Here is a 2,727-nt window from a genome sequence, read left to right on the forward strand (position 1 = left end):
CTTGCGAATGGCCGCACCATCGGTGTAACCCAAAGCGTGCAGGGTTTCGGTGGCGGCCTCCAGGGCACCTGCAAACAGTTCACGAATCACTGAGTGCGCTCCTGCTGCTTTTAAGGCCAGGTAATCCACGCGGTTGTGGGCACGGGCGATGATGGTAATTTTTGGGTGGTGGTGCGCAATATATTCCACAATACCGCGGGCGGCCTGTGGCTCATCAATGGCCACCACCACGGTGCGCACCTTGGCAATACCCGCTGCCTCAAGCACCTCGCGGCGGGCTGCATCGCCGTAGTAAACCTGGTTGCCAAATTTTTTCACAAACTCAATGTGGTCGGCATTTTTATCTAGCGCCGTGAAGTGAATGTGGTTGGCCGCCAAAATGCGACCTGTGACCTGGCCAAAGCGCCCAAATCCCAAAATGAGCGCCTCGGGCTCTTGTGAATCGAATTTCTCTGTTTTTTCTGGAGCCTTGGCAATTTGCTTGTCGGTGAATTTGTCGTACCACAGCACAAATGGCGCGGTGAGGGCCATGGAAAGGCCGACCATCAGGTTGACCATGCCTGCGGTTTGATCAGAGAGCAATTTGACGTCCATGGCCTGCGCCATGATGACAAAGCCGAATTCGCCGCCTTGGCACAACATCAAGCCAAGCAGCACGCCGCGAGGCCAAGGCACGCCGGCCACCATCACCAGACCCATGATCACGATGGTTTTAAGGGCCATCAAGCCCAGAGTGCCAAAGGCCACGGTGAGTGGGTTGTTCACCAACAGGCCAAAGTCCAGCGTCATGCCAATCGAGATAAAAAACAAGCCAAGGCTTAGCCCCTTGAAGGGCTCCACATCGGCCTCCAACTGGTGGCGAAACGAGGAGTTGGCCAGCATCATGCCCGCCATGAATGCGCCAAGCCCCATGGACAAATTGGCTGCATCCATCAGCACGGCAGATCCCAGCACAATCAGCAGGGCCACCACGGTCATGATTTCGCGCCCGCCGTAGCGCGACATGAAGTTCAGCGCGGGGCTGATGAGGTAACGTGCAAACACCACCAGGCCCAGAATCGCCGCTGGCGCCACCCACCATGCGCCGGGGTCTGCGTCTGCTTCAACAGGGGCCATGGCCTGCACCACAAACAAAATCGGCACCACCGCCAGGTCTTGAAACAGCAGCATGGAAAATCCGCGGCGTCCGTCTTCGTTGCCCAAAATACCCTGGTCGGCCATGAGTTGAATGGCAAACGCGGTGGACGACAATGCCAAGGCCAAAGCGATCACCAAGGCAGCGTTGCTGTTCATCTCGAACAGGATGGCCAGCACGCCGTAAACCACTGCGGCGGTGAGCACCATTTGCCCGCTACCCAGCAGCAGCACCTTGGTTCGCATCGCCCACAATTTGGCCGGCTCCAATTCCAGGCCAATCACAAACAGCAGCAAGATCACGCCGATTTCAGAGAAGTGCAGTACTTTTTCTGGGTCGTCAATCAGGCCCAGCACTTGCGGACCAATCACCACGCCCGCAGCCAGGTAACCCAAAATGGCACCCAACCCCAGTTTTTTGAACAAGGGCACAGCCAGGGCGGCGGCCAACAAAAAGTAAACAACGCTCTCCATTTAATGACTCACAAATTAAAGCAGTTCAAGGGCCAGCGCAGTGGCTTCGCCACCCCCAATGCACAAGCTGGCCACACCAGTTTTAGCCCCGGTGCGCCGAAGCGCACCCAGCAAGGTACAAACAATGCGCGCTCCGCTGGCGCCAATCGGGTGGCCCAAGGCGCAAGCGCCACCGTGAATATTCACCTTGCTGGCGGGCAAGTCCAAGTCTGTCATGGCGGCCATGGTCACCACGGCAAATGCCTCGTTGATTTCAAAAAGGTCTACCTGCTTGGGCGTAATCCCGGTTTTTGCAAAGAGCTTCTGTAACGCACCAACGGGTGCAGTGGTAAACAGGCTGGGTTTTTGCGCATGGGTGGCGTGCCCCAAAATTTTTGCCAAGGGCTTTAGACCCAGCGACTGGGCCCGGCTTTGGGTTGTTAACAGCAGGGCAGCAGCCCCGTCGCTGATCGACGAAGAGTTTGCCGCGGTGACTGTGCCATCGGCTTTGCGGAATGCTGGCTTCAGTGTGGGAATTTTTGCAGGATCGGCTTTCAAGGGTTGTTCGTCAGTGGCAATCGTTTGCTCACCCTTGCGGCTTTGAATCGCGATGGGCGCGATCTCCCACTGAAAATACCCTTGCTCGGTGGCCGTTTTGGCGCGTTCCAGGGAGCGGATTGCAAATTCGTCCTGCGCCTGTCGCGAAAACTGATATTGATCGGCGCATTCTTCTGCGAAGGTGCCCATGAGGCGACCCGGCTCGTAGGCGTCTTCCAGTCCATCCAAAAACATGTGGTCCATCACTTGGCCATGGCCCATGCGCAGACCCCCCCGGGCTTTGGGCAGCAGGTAGGGGGCATTGCTCATGCTCTCCATGCCGCCAGCCACCACAAACGCACTGCTGCCAGCCACCAAGGCGTCGTAGGCTTGCATGATGGCTTTCATGCCTGACCCACACATCTTGTTCACCGTGGTGCAGGCGGTGCCCAGAGGCAAGCCAGCACCCAGTGCGGCTTGGCGCGCTGGGGCTTGACCCTGACCTGCTGGCAGCACGCAGCCCATGATCACCTCATCAATATGCTCCGAAAGCGAGGGGTGGCCAGCCCTCAGGAGGGCGTGTTGGATGGCATGTGCACCCAG

General features: G+C 57.8%; 2 protein-coding genes. Both read right to left on the minus strand.

Going from position 1 to position 2,727, the window contains the following annotated elements:
- Window positions 1-1,608: monovalent cation:proton antiporter-2 (CPA2) family protein (locus ACEQU8_RS01705; protein WP_370261041.1), on the minus strand; the 1,608-nt coding region annotated here is incomplete at its 3' end.
- 15 nt (window positions 1,609-1,623) lie between these two features.
- Window positions 1,624-2,727 (minus strand): acetyl-CoA C-acyltransferase (locus tag ACEQU8_RS01710; RefSeq protein ID WP_370261042.1); only part of this gene is annotated, 1,104 nt, incomplete at its 5' end.

The sequence above is a fragment of the Limnobacter sp. genome, assembly GCF_964228395.1.
GTDB lineage: Bacteria > Pseudomonadota > Gammaproteobacteria > Burkholderiales > Burkholderiaceae_B > Limnobacter.